A 12,893-nucleotide genomic window follows, 5' to 3' on the forward strand; every position below is an offset into this window, starting at 1 on the left:
CCCGTGGCCGACGACATGACGAACAAGATCGACCAGCTCAAGCAGCTCGGCGACCTGAAGGCCCAAGGCGTCCTGACCGAAGCCGAGTTCGAGGAACAGAAGCGCAGGCTCCTCGCCTGACGGCCCGTCACAGCCCTACGAACCCCGGTGTCTTCGCACCGGGGTTCGTCACGTGCGCGCACCTTCCGGAACGAGAACAGGGTTGACTGGTCTACACCCTTGACTGGTACAGACCAAAGGAGTTGAGTGTGGCTCGGCAACCCCCCACCGCGGCCGTGCCCCTCACCGGGTACGGCCGTGTTCCACGAAGGAGCCGATCGTGCCGAGGCGCCGTATCGCCGCCGGCTGTGGTCACGGAGGCGCGGTTCAACCAGCTGTTCCCGAACCGGAATTCCTTGTGGTGTCATGCACCTGATCACCCGATTCTCACCTCGGACGAAGGGCACCACCATGCGCACCCCCCACGCCCTGCTCGCCACGGCCGCGGCGCTCGCCGCAACGGTCGTGGCGCCCCCGGCCCACGCGGCGGCAGCGGTTCCGGCACCCGGCCTCTACTACGTCCAGAGCGCCACGACCGGTCTGAACGCGGCCGACAACGCCGGAGCCGTCGAACAGCACAGACCCGAGGGCAACGAGGACCACCAGCAGTGGAGACTGACGGCGAGCGGATCGTCGTACCTCCTGGAGAGCACCGACACCGCCGGCAGCTGTCTCGGCCGCTCCGGCGACCAGGCCAGAACCCTCACCTGCGCGAGCCCGGACGCGGCATGGGAGATCGCCCCCTCAGGCACCGACCAGTACTCGCTCAAGGCACCCGGTACCGACCGCTACGTGACGGTCGCCGCCAAGCCCTCCGGGGCCAACTACCCCGCCCAGCTGGCCGTCGGAGCCTCCGGCGACCTGTCGGGCTGGTACCTCACCCCGGTCACCACGCCGACCGCGCCCATGCCGCCCCAGGACCAACGCACCCTGGACCAGGTCACGTTCCTCACCGCCCACAACGCCTACGCCAACGGCGTCGACGGCGGTTTCGCACCGCCGTTCGTCAACTTCTTCCCCAACCAGGCGCGCGGCATCAACCAGCAACTCTCCGACGGCGTACGGGGATTCATGCTGGACATCCACCAGACCCCGGACGGCGCCATCCTCTGCCACGACAGCTGCACCCTGGTCAGCAGGCCCGTCGCCCTCTGGGTCGACCTCCAGCGCATGGTCGACTTCCTCAGGGCCCACCCCGACCAGATGGTCACCGTCTTCCTCGAGGACTACGTCGATCCGGGTGTCCTGCGGTCCGAACTCGCCCGGGTCAGCGGCCTGTACGACGTCCTGTACCGCCCCGACCGCACCGGTGTCCGCCAACACGGCTGGCCCCGACTGGCCGACCTGATCGCCGCGAACCAGCGGCTGCTGATCTTCACCGACCACAGCCGCTCCTCCGACGAGTCGGCCGGGCTGACCCGGGACAGCTTCGGCGTGATGTACCAGCGTGAGTGGACCGTCGAGAACTACTGGTCCATGGGCTCCGGCGTCGGCTCCTCCGACTGGTCCTGCTACAGCCGCTGGTACGACGCGAACACCAACGTCCCGCTCACCCGCACGGAGAGCGGCTTCCGTCCCCTGTTCGTCATGAACCACTTCCGGGACGCCGCCGTCGCCGGCACGGCCGGCACCGACAACGCCAAACTCGCCGACCGCGCCCAGCGGTTCTGCCAGCCGGCCGCCCGCAAGAAGCCCAACTTCCTCGCCGTGGACCGCTACGACCTGGGCAACCCCGCCTCGGCGGTCGACGTCCTCAATTCCTACACGTATCCGTAAAACGATCGGCGGAGCACAGGAGGTGTGCGAAACTCCGCCGATGACCTCCGAAACGATCACCGCGGACGCCGCGGGCACCTGGAAACTCGCCGGCCTGACCGTCAACCGCATCGGCTTCGGAGCCATGCGGCTGACGGGCAGCGCCGCCTTCCACCTCGGCACCCCCAGCGACCGGGACCGCTCGATCGCCGTGCTGCGCAGGGCGATCGAACTCGGCGTCAACCACATCGACACCGCCGCCTTCTACTTCTCCCAGCTGCGCTCCGCCAACGAGATCATCAACAGCGCCCTGGCCCCCTACCCCGACGACCTCCTCGTCGCCGTGAAGGTCGGCCCCTTCCGCGACTACCACGGCGAGTGGGGCACCTCCGCCCGGCCCGACCAACTGCGCGGCCACGTCGAGGAGAACCTGCGCCAGCTCGGCCGTGACCACCTCGACCTGGTCTATCTGCGCCGGATGCGGCAGGAGTCCGTCGCCGAGCACTTCGGCGCCCTGGCCGAACTGCGCGAGGCGGGCCTCATCAGGCACCTGGGCCTGTCCGACGTCGAACCCGTGCACCTGGCCGAGGCGCAGGCCATCGCGCCCGTGGTGAGCGTGCAGAACCGGTACGCGCTGGACGACCCGAACCCGGTCACCGACGAAGTCCTGCGCCTCTGCGGCGAGCAGGGCATCGCCTTCGTGCCGTTCTACGCCGTCGCCGGCAAGAGCGGTCCGCGCGCCGCCGCCGATCACCACGACGCCGCGGTACGCGCCGTCGCCGCAGCCCATGGCGCCACTCCCGCCCAGGTCCGGCTCGCCTGGACCCTGCACCAGGGCCCGCACGTCCTCGCCATCCCCGGTACGAGCAACCCCGACCACCTGGTCGAGAACGTCGCCGCGGGCGCGTTGCGGCTGACGGACGAGGAATCGCGACGGCTGGGCGCCCTGCGCGGACAGAGCGACTGACCGGCCGCCGCACCGGTACCTCCCGGCCCGTCCTGTGAAGGCGGGCCGGGGCGGCCGGAGGGCCTTTCCCGCACCGACTGGCGCTCCCCGAGTTTTACCGACTGGCGCTCCCCGAGTTTTACGTATAACCTCACCCGTCAACCGCTCACCCGAAAGGCCCCGATGAGTCGCATCGCCCTGGTCACCCTCGTCGTCGACGACTATGACGAGGCGATCCGCTTCTACACCGAGGCCCTCGGATTCCGGCTCGTCGAGGACGCACCGCGCCCCGACGGCTCCCGGTGGGTGGTCGTCGGTCCCGGCGCCGACGCCCACGGCACCGGCCTGCTGCTCGCCCGCGCCAAGGGCGAGGCGCAGCGTGACCGGGTCGGCGACCAGACCGGCGGACGGGTCGGCTTCTTCCTGCACACCGACGACTTCGCCCGCGACCACGCCCGGATGCTCGCCGCCGGCGTGACCTTCCTGGAGGAGCCGCGGCATGAGCCCTACGGCTCCGTCGCCGTCTTCCAGGACCTGTACGGAAACCGCTGGGACCTGCTCCAGCCCGCCGAGTAACCCCCGTTCCCCCCAGAACCGCCTGTCGTAGAAAGCGCCCGCCATGCCCGCTACGCGCGTAGACGCCGATGTGATCCTTCGCCTCCCCAAGGCCGTCCTGCACGACCACCTGGACGGTGGCCTGCGCCCCGCCACCGTGGTGGACCTCGCGGCCGCGGTCGGTCACACCCTGCCCACCACCGACCCCGACGAGCTGGCCGCCTGGTACGTCGAGGCCGCCGACTCCGGTGATCTGGTGCGTTACATAGCCACCTTCGAGCACACCCTGGCCGTCATGCAGACCCGCGAGGGCCTGCTGCGTGTCGCCGAGGAGTACGTGCTCGACCTGGCGGCCGACGGGGTCGTCTACGCGGAGGTCCGCTACGCGCCCGAGCTGAACACCCGGGGCGGTATGGCGCTCAGCGAGGTCGTCGAGACCGTCCAGGAGGGGCTCGCGGCCGGCATGGCGAAGGCCGCGGCCGCCGGTACGCCCGTCCGGGTGGGCACCCTGCTGTGCGGCATGCGGATGTTCGACCGGGTCCGCGAGGCGGCCGACCTGGCCGTCGCGTTCCGGGACGCCGGCGTCGTCGGCTTCGACATCGCCGGCGCCGAGGACGGCTTCCCGCCCGCCGACCACCTCGACGCCTTCGAGCACCTGCGCCGCGAGAGCGTGCCCTTCACCATCCACGCCGGCGAGGCGCACGGACTGCCCAGCATCCACCAGGCCGTGCAGGTGTGCGGAGCGCAGCGCATCGGCCACGGCGTGCGCCTCACCGAGGACATCGTCGACGGCAAGCTCGGCCGGCTCGCGGGCTGGGTGCGCGACCGCCGCATCGCGCTGGAGATGTGCCCGACCTCCAACCTCCAGACGGGTGCGGCCACCTCGATCGCCGAGCACCCGATCACGGCCCTGAAGGACCTGGGCTTCCGGGTCACCCTCAACACCGACAACCGTCTGGTCTCGGGCACGACGATGACCCGGGAGATGTCCCTGCTCGTGGAGGAGGCGGGCTGGACGGCCGAGGACCTGCGCACCGTCACGGTGAACGCCGTCAAGAGCGCGTTCATCCCGTTCGACGAGCGCAAGGCCCTCATCGAGGACGTCGTCCTGCCGGGCTACGCGGCAGCGCTCTGAAGCAGCCCGCGCACATAGGCGGCCTGTCCGACGTGCTGCAGATCGTCGGACAGGACGCTGACCAGCCGGACGCCCAGGGTGACGGGCGGCTCCCAGCGCTCGTCGACGACGCGGTCCAGGTCGCCCGAGGCCAGGTCACCGAGAACGGCCAGGGTCTGTTCGTGCACGGCGTCGTAATAGCCGGTCAGCAGCTCGCCGGAGTCGACCCGGACCTTCCCGACCCTCGTGGAGCTGTGCCCGTAGCCGGTGTCGTGGCGGGGCAGGTCCAGGCCGAAGCGCTTGAACCAGTCCTGGGTGAGCCAGGCCTGCTCCAGCCCGAAGGCGTCGGCGACGTGGTCGTCCTGGACCCGGGTCAGATGCCAGACCAGCCAGCTGACGGAGTTGGCGTCGTGCGAGGGGCGCGCGTTGAGTTCGTCCGGGCCGAGCCCCTCGACGACGGCCTGGACTTCTTCCCGGATGCGGCCGTAGCCGTCGATGAGGATGTCCTTTGCATGCATGACTCCACCATCGCGCATCACACGCCGTCCTGTGTCGCCTGTTCCAGAAGCGCCATCAGTGCCCGCGCGGCCGGACTGGTCGCCTGGGCCGGCGGCAGCAGGGCCACCGTCTCGTAGACCGTCTCGCCGGTGCCCTTCACGGGCAGGGCGGTCAGCGCCTCGCGCTTGTGCCGGAAGTGCCGGGGGACGACGCCCACGCCGAGGTTCTCGTCCACCAGGTCCAGCAGGCTGTGCACGTCGTTGACCTCCAGCGCCACCGTGCGCCGTACACCCGCCGCCGTGAAGGCCGCGTCGGTGGTGCGGCGCGGGCCCCAGTCGGGCTGGAAGTCGACGAACACCTCGCAGCCCAGATCGTCCGGGGTCACCGCCGCGCCGTCCCGCGCCAGACGGTGGCTGGGATGGCACAGCACGGTCATCGGCTCGGCCGTCAGCGACACCGAGCGCAGCTGGTCGGTGTCCGCCTGCGTACGGTAGGCGAAGGCCAGGTCCAGCCGGCCCGCCGCGACCTCCTCGGCGAGCTCCCCCGAACCCGCCTGCCGCAGCCGGATCTCTACGTCCGGATGCCGGTGCCGGAAAGCCGCCAGCAGCCGCGCCACATGCACGCCCGCGATGCACTGCTCGGTCCCCACCGACAGCGTTCCCCGCAGCACCCCCTGCACGGCCGCGACCGCCTCGTGCGCCGCCCGCACCTGCGCCAGGATCCGCTCGGCCTCGCCCAGCAGCGCCCGCCCCGCCTCGGTGAGCGTCACCCTGCGGGTGGTGCGCACGAACAGCGGCGTCTGCAACTCCCGCTCCAGCGCCCGGATCGAGGCCGACAGCCCCGACTGGGAGACCATCAGCCGTTCGGCGGCCCGGGTGAAATGCTGGTCCTCGGCGACCGCGACGAAGTGCTGGAGATGGCGGAGTTCCATGATTGTGCAGCCTATCTGCTGAGTTCCATCGCATTCTCCTGTTGGACCACTGCCCCCAGGTCGCGAAAGATGGGGTACCGGTTTGTCGGAACGAGAAAGCCCTGTGCCAACCCCTCTGGAGTCGCGTTGTACACCGCACACCCCGACCGCTACGCGGACCTGCCCTACCGGCGCACCGGACGCAGCGGCCTGAAGCTCCCCGCGATCTCGCTCGGCCTGTGGCACAACTTCGGTCCCGACCGCCCGGTCGAGACCCAGCGGGCCATTCTGCGCCGCGCCTTCGACCTCGGCGTCACCCACTTCGACCTCGCCAACAACTACGGCCCGCCGCCCGGCGCGGCCGAGCTGGCCTTCGGCGAGGCGCTCAAGGACGACTTCGCGCGCTACCGCGACGAGCTGGTGATCTCCACCAAGGCCGGCTATCTGATGTGGCCCGGCCCGTACGGCGAGTGGGGCTCGCGCAAGTACCTGTTGTCCTCGCTGGACCAGAGCCTCGCCCGGATGGGCCTGGACTACGTCGACATCTTCTACTCGCACCGCCCCGACCCGGAGACTCCCCTGGAGGAGACGATGGGCGCCCTGCACTCCGCGGTGCAGCAGGGCAAGGCGCTCTACGTCGGCATCTCCAACTACTCGGCCGAGCAGACCCGGGAGGCCGCCCGCATCCTGGGCGAGCTGGGCACCCCGCTGCTGATCCACCAGCCGCGCTACTCGATGCTCGACCGCCGCCCCGAGGACGGCGGCCTGCTGGACGCGCTCGACGAGCTCCAGGTCGGCTCCATCGTCTTCTCCCCGCTGGAGCAGGGCCTGCTGTCCTCGCGCTACCTCGACGGCATCCCGGAGGACTCGCGGGCCGCCTCCGACAGCCCGTTCCTGCAGTCGGACGCGGTCACCGAGGACCTGGTGGCCAAGCTGCGCGCCCTCGACGACATCGCCAAGAGCCGCGGACAGACCCTGGCCCAGCTCGCCCTCGCGTGGGTGCTGCGCGGCGGCCGGGTGACCTCCGCGCTGGTCGGCGCGAGCAGCCCGCAGCAGATCGAGGACAGCGTCGCGGCCACCCGCAACCTGGACTTCGACGCCGGCGAACTGGCCCGCATCGACGCGATCGTCACGCCGTAAGACGCTCGCTGACCTCCCAGAGGCGGGCCGCAGCCTCCGGGTCCACGGCGCCCGGCAGCACGCCGGGCGTCCGCTCGCTCTCGTACCAGGCGGCCTCGGTCTCGGGCGTCACCAGCGGGCTGACGTCGCAGTTCTCGCAGTAGACCCCGCCGAGGCCGGCCAGCCGGGGGCTGGTCGCGCACCAGACACCGGTGGCCGCGCCCTGCTGCACCGTCTTCCACTGACGCCCGGGATCGATCACGGGCCTGCCGTCCTCGTCGACCGTGCCAGAGGCCCGGACGATCTCCGGGTCGAGGTGCTTGACCAGCCCGGTGTCGATGATGATGCCGGGGTGCACCGAGAAGGCCCGCACGCCCTCGGTGCGCCCGCGTCGGTCCAGCTCCACGGCGAACAGCGCGTTGGCCGTCTTCGACTGGCCGTAGGCGACGAACGGTTCGTAGGGCCGGTGCTCGAAGTGCAGGTCGTCGAAGTCGACGCCGCCGAAGCGGATGCCCCGGGAGGACACCGACACGACCCGCGCGCCGCCTGCCGCGACGAGCGCCGGCCACAGGCGCCGGACCAGCTGGAAGTGCCCCAGATGGTTGGTCGCGAACTGCGCCTCGTAGCCGCGCGCGTCCCGGGTCAGGGGAGTCGCCATGATCCCGGCGCTGTTGACCAGGAGGTGCAGCGGCCGTCCGGAGGCCAGGAACTTCTCCGCGAAGGCGTCGATCGACGCCGGATCCAGCAGGTCCAGGTACTCGGTCTCGGCCCCCGGCACGTCCGTCAGCGCGGCCCGGGCCCGCTCGAGGTCCCGCGCCGGTACGACGACCTGGGCGCCGGCGGCGCGCAGCACCCGGGCGGTCTCCAGGCCGATCCCCGAGTAGCCGCCGGTGACGATCGCGACCTTGCCGGTCAGGTCGATCCCCTTGATCACCTCCTCGGCGGTGGACGCGGCGCCGAAGCCGGAGCGGACGGGACGCTGTGCGGTGGTGGTCATGTCTGGCTCTCCTCGAAATGGACTGACCAGGCCACCGTAGGACCGTCGATCCGTACGATGAATGCTTGAGAATCCGCATTACTTGCGTGATAGTTCGAGCATGACCGCGGATCCGCTCTCCGACGCCCTCGCCGTCGCCGACGCCCGCAGTGTGTTCTCCGGGGGTTTCCTCGCCGGAGGGCACTGGGCGATCCGGCTCGTGGGGCGCGACAAACTGAAGGTCAACGCCGTGGTGCGCGGGCGGTGCCTGCTGCTGCCGCCGGACGGTGGCGAGCCCCTGCCGCTGGTCGAGGGGGACATCGTGGTCTCCGACGGCAGGCGGCCGTACGTGCTGTGCAGCGGGCCCGGCATCGAGCCGATCAGTTCCGACCAGGTCGCGATGGACCCCGGAACCCGCATGGGGCGGCTCGGCGAGGGCGAGGACGTCGCCTGCGTCTCCGGGCACATCGACCTCAGCCGGGACAGCGGCGAGCTGCTGCGCCGGGCGCTGCCGGAGCTGATCCACGTGACGGCCGACGCGGCCGAGGCGCCCGTGCTGCGCTGGCTGGTCGGGCAGCTGGTGGGGGAGATGAAGACGCGCCGGGCGGGCGGCGAGTTCGCCTCGGACCAGCTGGCCCAGCTGATGTTCGTGCAGGTGCTGCGGGTCTGCCTCGCCGAGGCCGACGGGCTGCCGCCGGGCTGGCTGCGGGCCCTCGCCGACGAACGGCTCGCCCCGGCCCTGCGCCTGATGCACGCCGACCCGGGACACCCCTGGCAGCTTCAGGAGCTGGCCCGCGCCGCCGCGATGTCCCGCACCACCTTCGCCGTACGGTTCAAGGAGGCGGCCGGGGTGCCCCCGCTGACGTACCTGCTGAACTGGCGCATGAGTCTCGCGGCCCGCGCCCTGCGGCAGGACACGGCCCCCGTCGCCGCGCTCGCCCGCTCCGTCGGCTACACCTCCGAAAGCGCCTTCAGCAACGCCTTCAAACGCTCCATGGGCGTAGCCCCCCGCCGTTACCGGGAGGCTGCCCGGGCCTAGAGCCGCTCCTCCAGGCGTACGGTCACCGTGTCGCCCTCCGTCTTGCCGATCGCCTTGCGGAGGTCGGCCTTGACCGGCAGTTTGTGGGTGCCGTCGCCCAGGGCCATGAAGGAGCTGCGGAAGGGGTGTCCGTCGATCGTGCCGCGGACCTTGACGAGCCCGCGGGTGCCGAAGAAGTCGACGGACTTCGGCCAGACCAGATAGGTCCAGCCACCCTCGGCGGGGCTCTTGCGCAGGACGGCGGTGAACTGCTCGTCGAGTTTTCCGGTCGTCACCATGGTGGTTCCTCCGCTCCCGGTGGTCGTGTACAGGAGACCACCGGGAGCGGGGAAACTCATCGCCCGGGCCGCGTGCTCACGCCCCGGCCGGCACCCGGTCCAGAAAGCCCAGCACGGCCCGGATGCGGTCGTCCTCGTCCAGCGTGACCACGTCGAAGCCGGCCACCGGCGCCGAGCCGTCGGTCTCGTTGACCAGTTCCCAGGAGAAGCGCGCCGTGTCGTGGTGGCCGTCGACCGGGCCGGCCGGCCGGAAGGAGAACCCGGGGAACTGCTCATGGGCCGCGGCGATCACGGCGGCGATCCCCTCGTGACCGGTGACATCGGCCAGCGGGTCGGTGTAGGAACCGTCCGGGGTCCACGCGGCGGCGACCGCCTTGGCCAGCTCCTCCGGCTCGCCCGCGTTCCAGGCCTCGAAGTAGCGGGCGACGGCATTGTCGTAACGGTCGGTGTTCGCGGACATGGCGATCAGCCTCCACAGAGGTAGTCGTTGCTGGTCAGAGCCCGGATCGCGGTCTCGGCGACCCGGTACGACCACCCTGCCCGGCGCGGGGCGGTGCGTCGATTACCCCTCGGGTAATGAACCGTCCGGCGCGTGTTTCGGCCAACTGCCCCGGTGAATATGCCAGGAGACTGGCCGGAAAAGCATGGTGACACTGTTTCAGTAGTGAACATACTCAACAGTTGAGGGACTTCACGGCGAGCGAAGAGGCCGTCACGTACCGCACATGAGCCGCACGAAAGCGAGGAAAGGCCGAGAGGCGAACGAGCAGCGGGGGAATGACCATGCACGACGAGTTCTTATGCCACGTCACCGCGTACGGAGTCTGCGCCGGGCAGCGTATCGGCGTACCCCTGGGCACCTATCGTGCCCCCACCCTGGCCCTCGCGCTGTGGTGGCTGCGCGACCGCGCCATCTGGATCGCCGACCGTCTCGACCCGCAGCCCGAGGCCGAACACTTTCCGCCCGGCTCACTGGTCCCGGTCGCCGAGACCGTGCCGGACGTGCCGACCGCGCTGCGCTGGTGGTCCGGTGACCTCTCCCAACAGGAGCTGGTCGCCGACGAGTTGGCCGCCGGGAGACTGGTGCGGGTCGCCATCTGCGACGAGACCACCGAGTACGAGCTGCTCGCCGAGTCCGTCGACGCACTGCGCATGCAGCGGGTCGTCCCGGCGCTGTTCATGCCCGTCGGCTGAGCTCCGGCACCGCTCCTCGTGCCAGGCGCACATGTGGACGAATCGGTAGTATTTTCCGCATGGCAGAGCGGCCGGTCGCTCCGACAGCGCCTGAACTCGTGCTGGAGACCGAGACGGGCTCCACGGTGATGAGCCCGAGCCACGACTACCACGTGGGCCGCGACCCGTTGAGCGACATCGTGTTCGACGACGCGCGGGTCTCGTGGCACCACGCGGTGCTGCGGCCCGAGGACGGCCACTGGCTGGTCGAGGACGAGAACAGCACCAACGGCACCTTCGCCGACGGCCGCCGCGTCCACGAGTGGAGCGTCGGACCCGGCAGCGTCATCCGCTTCGGCAACCCCTCCGACGGCCCCCGCGCCGTCCTGCTCGGCTGCCCGCCAGCGGTCGTCGAACGCCCCTCGGCGGTGTCGATGCCCGGCCTGACCGGCACCTTCCGCCAGCCCACCACCGTACGGCCGCTGCCCACCCGCACCCTGCGCATCGGCCGCGCCACCGACAACGACCTGGTCATCGACGACCTCAGCGTCTCCCGCCGGCACGCCGAACTGCGTGCCCTGCCCGACGGCAGCTACGAGATCGCCGACCTCGGCAGCCACAACGGCACGTACCTCAACGGCACACCCGTCACCGTCGCTCCGATCGGCCCCGGCGACATCGTCGGCATCGGCCACTCGGCGTTCAGCCTCGTCGGCGACACCCTGCAGGAGTACGTCGACACCGGTGAGGTCTCCCTCGACGTGCAGGACCTCGCGGTCGCCGTCGACCGGGGCCGCAAGACGCTGCTGGACCACGTCTCCTTCCCGGTGGGGGAGAAGTGCCTGCTCGCGGTCGTCGGCCCGAGCGGTGCCGGAAAGTCCACGCTGCTCAACGCGCTCACCGGGCAGCGGCCCGCCGACCACGGCACCGTCCTCTACGACGGCCGCGACCTCTACCGCGACTACGCCGAGCTGCGCCAGCGCATCGGCCTGGTCCCGCAGGACGACATCCTGCACGCCCAGCTCACCGTCCGCAGCGCCCTGTCCTACGCGGCCGAACTGCGCTTCCCGCAGGACACCGCGAAGGCGGAGCGCCGGGCCCGCGTCGACGAGGTCATCCGTGAGCTGGGCCTGGAGCAGCGCGCCCGGCAGCCCGTGCACAGCCTCTCCGGCGGCCAGCGCAAACGCGTCAGCGTCGCCCTGGAACTGCTGACCAAGCCCTCCCTGCTCTTCCTCGACGAGCCGACCTCCGGTCTGGATCCCGGCATGGACCGCTCGGTGATGCACATGCTGCGCGGCCTCGCCGACGACGGACGCACGGTCATCGTCGTCACCCACAGCGTGCTCAGCCTCGACGTGTGCGACCGCCTCCTGGTCCTCGCACCCGGCGGCAAGGTCGCCTACTACGGCCCGCCCGAGGACGCCCTCGCCTTCTTCGGTTTCGAACAGTGGCCGGAGGCCTTCGAGGCCTTCGAACGGGACACCGACCGCGACTGGGCGGGCGACTTCCGCCTCTCGCCCTTCCACCGGCGCTACATCACCGAGGCCACCGCCCAGCCCCGGGTGCCCCGCTCCGGCCCGGTCGTCATCACCCCGCCCGCCCGGCCACGCAGCCGGGGCGCCCAGCTCGGCACCCTGGTGCGCCGCTACACCGCCGCGCTCAGCGCCGACCGCACCTTCCTCGCCATCATGATCGCCCTGCCCTTCGTGATGGGCGCCATGGCCCGCGCCCTGGCCGGCAGCGAACTCACCCATGACACGGCGATGAACGCCCTGCTCATCCTGTGCGTCGGCGGAGTCCTCACCGGCGCGGCCAACGCCGTGCGCGAACTGGTGAAGGAGCGCACCATCTACCAGCGCGAACGCGCCGTGGGCCTGTCCAGATCGGCGTACCTGATGTCCAAGGTCGTCGTCCTCGGCACGGTCACCGTGCTGCAGGCCGTCGTGCTGACCCTTGTCGCCCTGCTCGGCGTCGATCTCAACGCGCCCGGCGGGAAAGGCGTGTTGATGCCGCCCCTGGTCGAAATCACCGTCGCGGTCGCCCTGCTGGCGTTCACGGCGATGATGCTCGGCCTGCTGGTCTCCGCCCTGGTACGCAAGGAGGAGGTGACGATGCCGCTGCTGGTGCTGCTCGCCATCGTCCAGGTCGTCTTCTGCGGCGCCCTGTTGAAGCTGCACGGCGTACCGGGCCTCGAACAGCTGTCCTGGCTGGTGCCCTCACGCTGGGCGCTCGGCGCGATGGCCGGCACTATCGGGCTGTCCCGGATCGTGCCGGGCGACCTGACCTCCGACCCGCTGTTCAAACACTCCACCGGGGTGTGGCTGCTGAACATCGCCATGCTGGTCGTGCTGTCCGCCGTCTTCTGGTTCGCGGTGTCCCGGCTGCTGCGCCGGCACGAACCGGCCGTGATGCGGAAGTAGGGCCGCGATGACCACGCCCGGATTCCGGCCCACCCACGTCGTCCCCCAGCACGGCATGCCCGCCTGGGAGG

14 protein-coding genes are annotated in these 12,893 nt (G+C 70.8%); 9 read left to right on the plus strand and 5 right to left on the minus strand.

Annotated features, from left to right (window positions below; translation table 11 throughout):
- The 5 genes from GRC12_RS33650 to GRC12_RS33670 form a co-directional block, all read left to right on the plus strand.
- On the plus strand, positions 1–120 hold a 120-nt coding region (locus tag GRC12_RS33650), incomplete at its 5' end, for an SHOCT domain-containing protein (RefSeq protein WP_208783579.1).
- A 330-nt stretch (positions 121–450) separates the two neighbouring features.
- Positions 451–1,815, plus strand: a complete 1,365-nt coding sequence (locus tag GRC12_RS33655; RefSeq protein WP_208783545.1) for a PI-PLC domain-containing protein — start codon at positions 451–453, stop codon at positions 1,813–1,815.
- 40 nt (positions 1,816–1,855) lie between these two features.
- Complete coding sequence (locus GRC12_RS33660; protein WP_208783550.1) at positions 1,856–2,761, plus strand: aldo/keto reductase; 906 nt, start codon at positions 1,856–1,858, stop codon at positions 2,759–2,761.
- A gap of 162 nt (positions 2,762–2,923) precedes the next feature.
- Entirely contained in the window at positions 2,924–3,316 is a 393-nt protein-coding gene (locus GRC12_RS33665) for a VOC family protein (RefSeq protein ID WP_208783558.1), read from the plus strand.
- Positions 3,317–3,359: 43 nt separating this feature from the next.
- Positions 3,360–4,430: an adenosine deaminase gene (locus GRC12_RS33670; protein WP_208783560.1), complete on the plus strand. Its 1,071-nt coding sequence runs from the start codon at positions 3,360–3,362 to the stop codon at positions 4,428–4,430.
- Here the strand turns inward: GRC12_RS33670 and GRC12_RS33675 are convergent.
- Positions 4,412–4,927: a mycothiol transferase gene (locus GRC12_RS33675; RefSeq protein WP_208783562.1), complete on the minus strand. Its 516-nt coding sequence runs from the start codon at positions 4,925–4,927 to the stop codon at positions 4,412–4,414. The genes GRC12_RS33670 and GRC12_RS33675 overlap by 19 nt on opposite strands.
- 17 nt (positions 4,928–4,944) lie before the next feature.
- On the minus strand, positions 4,945–5,838 hold the full coding sequence (locus GRC12_RS33680; protein WP_208783563.1) for a LysR family transcriptional regulator: 894 nt from the start codon (positions 5,836–5,838) through the stop codon (positions 4,945–4,947).
- 126 nt (positions 5,839–5,964) lie between these two features.
- On the opposite strand from GRC12_RS33680, the gene mgrA reads away from it, so the two are divergent.
- Positions 5,965–6,957, plus strand: a complete 993-nt coding sequence (gene mgrA / locus GRC12_RS33685) for an L-glyceraldehyde 3-phosphate reductase (protein ID WP_244374191.1) — start codon at positions 5,965–5,967, stop codon at positions 6,955–6,957.
- On the opposite strand, the gene GRC12_RS33690 is transcribed toward mgrA, so the two are convergent.
- Positions 6,947–7,933 carry an oxidoreductase gene (locus tag GRC12_RS33690; protein ID WP_208783567.1) on the minus strand — a complete coding sequence of 329 codons (987 nt, stop codon included), beginning with the start codon at positions 7,931–7,933 and terminating at the stop codon, positions 6,947–6,949. The genes mgrA and GRC12_RS33690 overlap by 11 nt on opposite strands.
- A gap of 100 nt (positions 7,934–8,033) precedes the next feature.
- Between GRC12_RS33690 and GRC12_RS33695 the strand changes: the two genes are divergently transcribed.
- Positions 8,034–8,951 (plus strand): AraC family transcriptional regulator, encoded by a 918-nt coding sequence (locus GRC12_RS33695; protein ID WP_208783569.1) that lies wholly within the window; start codon positions 8,034–8,036, stop codon positions 8,949–8,951.
- Here the strand turns inward: GRC12_RS33695 and GRC12_RS33700 are convergent.
- A complete protein-coding gene (locus GRC12_RS33700; protein ID WP_208783571.1) occupies positions 8,948–9,229 on the minus strand; it encodes a DUF1905 domain-containing protein in 282 nt (93 codons plus the stop codon). The genes GRC12_RS33695 and GRC12_RS33700 overlap by 4 nt on opposite strands.
- 76 nt (positions 9,230–9,305) lie before the next feature.
- Complete coding sequence (locus GRC12_RS33705; protein WP_208783573.1) at positions 9,306–9,689, minus strand: nuclear transport factor 2 family protein; 384 nt, start codon at positions 9,687–9,689, stop codon at positions 9,306–9,308.
- Between the two features lie 323 nt (positions 9,690–10,012).
- Between GRC12_RS33705 and GRC12_RS33710 the strand changes: the two genes are divergently transcribed.
- Both GRC12_RS33710 and GRC12_RS33715 read left to right on the plus strand, forming a co-directional pair.
- A complete protein-coding gene (locus GRC12_RS33710) occupies positions 10,013–10,423 on the plus strand; it encodes a hypothetical protein (protein WP_208783581.1) in 411 nt (136 codons plus the stop codon).
- Positions 10,424–10,482: 59 nt separating this feature from the next.
- Positions 10,483–12,822 (plus strand): FHA domain-containing protein, encoded by a 2,340-nt coding sequence (locus GRC12_RS33715; RefSeq protein ID WP_208783578.1) that lies wholly within the window; start codon positions 10,483–10,485, stop codon positions 12,820–12,822.
- Positions 12,823–12,893 lie beyond the last annotated feature (71 nt).

Origin of the sequence: Streptomyces griseorubiginosus, from assembly GCF_017614965.1 — a bacterium.
Lineage (GTDB): Bacteria > Actinomycetota > Actinomycetes > Streptomycetales > Streptomycetaceae > Streptomyces > Streptomyces griseorubiginosus_B.

What these genes read in the sequence shown, in the direction of transcription:
- GRC12_RS33660 (WP_208783550.1), top strand. Translation starts at nt 1,856, where the DNA reads ATGACCTCCGAAACGATCACCGCGGACGCCGCGGGCACCTGGAAACTC.
- GRC12_RS33690 (WP_208783567.1), bottom strand. Translation starts at nt 7,933, where the DNA reads ATGACCACCACCGCACAGCGTCCCGTCCGCTCCGGCTTCGGCGCCGCG.
- GRC12_RS33715 (WP_208783578.1), top strand. Translation starts at nt 10,483, where the DNA reads ATGGCAGAGCGGCCGGTCGCTCCGACAGCGCCTGAACTCGTGCTGGAG.
- GRC12_RS33680 (WP_208783563.1), bottom strand. Translation starts at nt 5,838, where the DNA reads ATGGAACTCCGCCATCTCCAGCACTTCGTCGCGGTCGCCGAGGACCAG.
- GRC12_RS33705 (WP_208783573.1), bottom strand. Translation starts at nt 9,689, where the DNA reads ATGTCCGCGAACACCGACCGTTACGACAATGCCGTCGCCCGCTACTTC.
- GRC12_RS33700 (WP_208783571.1), bottom strand. Translation starts at nt 9,229, where the DNA reads ATGGTGACGACCGGAAAACTCGACGAGCAGTTCACCGCCGTCCTGCGC.
- GRC12_RS33695 (WP_208783569.1), top strand. Translation starts at nt 8,034, where the DNA reads ATGACCGCGGATCCGCTCTCCGACGCCCTCGCCGTCGCCGACGCCCGC.
- GRC12_RS33670 (WP_208783560.1), top strand. Translation starts at nt 3,360, where the DNA reads ATGCCCGCTACGCGCGTAGACGCCGATGTGATCCTTCGCCTCCCCAAG.
- GRC12_RS33710 (WP_208783581.1), top strand. Translation starts at nt 10,013, where the DNA reads ATGCACGACGAGTTCTTATGCCACGTCACCGCGTACGGAGTCTGCGCC.
- GRC12_RS33675 (WP_208783562.1), bottom strand. Translation starts at nt 4,927, where the DNA reads ATGCATGCAAAGGACATCCTCATCGACGGCTACGGCCGCATCCGGGAA.
- GRC12_RS33655 (WP_208783545.1), top strand. Translation starts at nt 451, where the DNA reads ATGCGCACCCCCCACGCCCTGCTCGCCACGGCCGCGGCGCTCGCCGCA.
- GRC12_RS33665 (WP_208783558.1), top strand. Translation starts at nt 2,924, where the DNA reads ATGAGTCGCATCGCCCTGGTCACCCTCGTCGTCGACGACTATGACGAG.